Genomic DNA, 3491 nt, shown 5'->3' with positions numbered 1-3491 from the left:
AGCCCGCAAAGACAAAAGCCCCTGGCGCCTTGCGGCACCAGGGGCTTTTCAAAAAGAATCCGGCAGCGACCTACTCTCCCACGCGGTTTCCCGCGGAGTACCATCGGCTCTGGAGGGCTTAACTTCCGTGTTCGGGATGGGAACGGGTGTGACCCCTCCGACATTGCCACCGGAAAAGCGAATGACGGTGCATACGAAGGGTAAGTTGCAAGCTTCTGCTTGAATGAAGCCTCTTCATTTGAAGAAGAGTGAAATAGCTATTGTCTTCCGGGCGGACGCCTTGCTTCGCGTCCTGGCCTCGGCCTTAGCCCCGAATCCCTTACTCCCCGGTTGGGGGCATGCAAGAGAAGGGGGAAAGTAAGCCGCTCGACTTATTAGTACTGGTTAGCTTAACGCGTTACCGCGCTTACACACCCAGCCTATCAACGTGGTAGTCTTCCACGAGTCTTCAGGGGCTTGCGCCCGGGATACCTGGTCTTGAGGTCGGTTTCCCGCTTAGATGCTTTCAGCGGTTATCCAATCGGCACATGGCTACCCAGCGATGCCTCTGGCGAGACAACTGGTACACCAGCGGTGCCTCCAACCCGGTCCTCTCGTACTAAGGTCAGAGCCTCTCAAGTATCCTACGCCCACAGCAGATAGGGACCAAACTGTCTCACGACGTTTTGAACCCAGCTCGCGTACCGCTTTAATTGGCGAACAGCCAAACCCTTGGGACCTGCTCCAGCCCCAGGATGCGATGAGCCGACATCGAGGTGCCAAACCTCCCCGTCGATGTGAACTCTTGGGGGAGATAAGCCTGTTATCCCCGGAGTACCTTTTATCCGTTGAGCGATGGCCCTTCCATTCAGGACCACCGGATCACTATGACCTGCTTTCGCACCTGCTCGACCTGTCGGTCTCGCAGTCAAGCTCCCTTATGCCATTGCACTCGACGCCCGGTTTCCAATCGGGCTGAGGGAACCATCGCGCGCCTCCGTTACTTTTTGGGAGGCGACCGCCCCAGTCAAACTACCCACCAGACAGTGTCCCAGTCCCGGCTGACGAGACATGGTTAGACACCAGAAATCAACAGGGTGGTATTTCACCGTTGCCTCCACCGAACCTAGCGGCCCGGCTTCAAAGGCTCCCACCTATCCTACACAGTCAATCCCTAGTGTCACTGTCAAGTTGTAGTAAAGGTTCACGGGGTCTTTCCGTCTTGCTGCGGGTAAACTGCATCGGCACAGCTATTTCAATTTCGCTGAGTCCCTCTCCGAGACAGTGCGGAAGTCGTTACTCCATTCGTGCAGGTCGGAACTTACCCGACAAGGAATTTCGCTACCTTAGGACCGTTATAGTTACGGCCGCCGTTTACTGGGGCTTCGGATCATCGCTTCGCCTTGCGGCTGACGAATCCCCTTAACCTTCCAGCACCGGGCAGGAGTCAGACCCTATACGTCGGCTTGTCGCCTTCGCAGAGTCCTGTGTTTTTGGTAAACAGTCGCTACCGCCATTTCTCTGCAACCTCTCTCGGCTTCGGCTGTACGCCTACACCTACCAGAGGCCCACCTTCTTCCGAAGTTACGGTGGAAATTTGCCTAGTTCCTTGGAGGAGAGTTCTCTCAAGCGCCTTAGGATTTTCTCCTCACCCACCTGTGTCGGTTTGCGGTACGGACACCCTGCAGACTCCCTGCGGGACTTTTCTTGGAAGCCGAGCATCAGCGACTTACCCCTTGCGGGGCGCCATGGGATCTCGGGGATAGCTGCCGCGCCTTTATTCGTACGCGACACCCCTACGTCTTTAGACTGACACAACCACCGGTCAGCTCGCCTAGCTTTCTCCGTCCTCCCTCAGTTCAACGTCTGCAAGATGGCGCAGGAATATTAACCTGCTTGCCATCACCTACGCCTTTCGGCCTCGGCTTAGGACCCGGCTAACCCTGGGAAGATTAACTTGACCCAGGAAACCTTGGGTTTACGGCGAGGGGGTTTCTCACCCCCTTTATCGCTACTCATTTCGGCATCAGCACTCCCAGTCGCTCCAGCAGCCCTTTCGGTCTACCTTCGCTGCAACTGGGACGCTCCCCTACCGCCATACGCGCCTGACGCGCATGACCCGAAGCTTCGGCACTAGTCTTGAGCCCCGTTACATTTTCGGCGCGGCCTGTCTTGACCAGTGAGCTATTACGCTTTCTTTAAAGGATGGCTGCTTCTAAGCCAACCTCCTGGTTGTCAATGACCTGCCACATCCTTTCTAGTGTTCACTTAGACTAGATTTGGGGGCCTTAGCTGTCGGTCTGGGTTATTCCCCTCTTGCCAATGGACGTTATCACCCACTGACTGCGTCCCGGGATAACAATTGCCGGCATTCGGAGTTTGGTACGGTTTGGTAATCTGGTGAGACCCCTAGCCGTTCCAGTGCTCTACCTCCGGCATTGAATTGCCCGAGCCGATACCTAAATATCTTTCGGGGAGAACCAGCTATCACGGAGTTTGATTGGCCTTTCACCCCTACACACAGCTCATCCCAGAAATTTTCAACTTTCATGAGTTCGGTCCTCCATGCGGTGTTACCCGCACTTCAACCTGGCCATGTGTAGATCACCCCGCTTCGGGTTATAATACACGCAACTCGACGCCCTGTTCGGACTCGCTTTCGCTCCGGCTCCACCTATCGGCTTAGCCTCGCTACGTATATTAAGTCGCCGAATCATGATGCAAAAGGTACGCTCTCGCACTGGCTTGCGCCGTAGTGCTCGAACTGCTTGTAGACATGCGGTTTCAGGTTCTTTTGACTCCCCTCACCGGGGTTCTTTTCACCTTTCCCTCGCGGTACTTGTTCACTATCGGTCGCCAAGGAGTATTTAGGCTTACCGGATGGTCCCGGCAGATTCAGACAGGATTGCACGTGTCCCGTCTTACTTGGGTAACCCGCTCAGCTCCAACTGGCTTTCGTGTACGCGACTATCACGCTCTTTGGTGCGTCTTTCCAGGACGCTTCCACTAGCCTGTCAAAGTCCTACCGCGGACCCGCTACCCCACCGCCATTTGCATGACGTTGGTTTGGCCTCTTCCCATTTCGCTCGCCACTACTTTGGGAATCACTCATTGTTTTCTCTTCCTCAGGGTACTGAGATGTTTCACTTCCCCTGGTTCGCTCTCGCAGCCCTATGGATTCAGACTGGAGTAACGCAGCTATTCGCCGCGCTGGGTTTCCCCATTCGGACATCTCCGGATCAACGTTTGGTTGGCAACTCCCCGAAGCTTTTCGCAGCCACCCACGTCCTTCATCGCCTCTTGGCACCTAGGCATCCACCGCACGCCCTTAGTAGCTTACTTGCCCTGATCTCTTGTCGTCACGCCCGCCTCCCGGCGGGATTGTCGAAACTCGAGGCCAAGGCCCAGGCCCCTGCTCTTCGCAGCAGACCCGGAAGACTCTTTATTGCTTGATTCTCACTGCTTCTTCTTAAAGTGGGAGACTTCATTTTCACCTCCAAGCTGCCTCGCGG

Annotated in this window: 2 rRNA genes; both read right to left on the bottom strand. The window is 55.5% G+C overall.

The annotated features are described in order from the left end of the window. Positions 1-57: 57 nt before the first annotated feature. Positions 58-174, bottom strand: a 5S ribosomal RNA gene (gene rrf / locus D7X74_RS38685). A 179-nt stretch (positions 175-353) separates the two neighbouring features. Then, a 23S ribosomal RNA gene (locus tag D7X74_RS38680) occupies positions 354-3321 on the bottom strand. Positions 3322-3491 lie beyond the last annotated feature (170 nt).

The sequence above is a fragment of the Corallococcus sp. CA047B genome (assembly GCF_003612065.1).
GTDB classification, from domain to species: Bacteria; Myxococcota; Myxococcia; order Myxococcales; family Myxococcaceae; genus Corallococcus; species Corallococcus praedator.
This window is presented reverse-complemented; position numbering and strand designations above follow the sequence as displayed.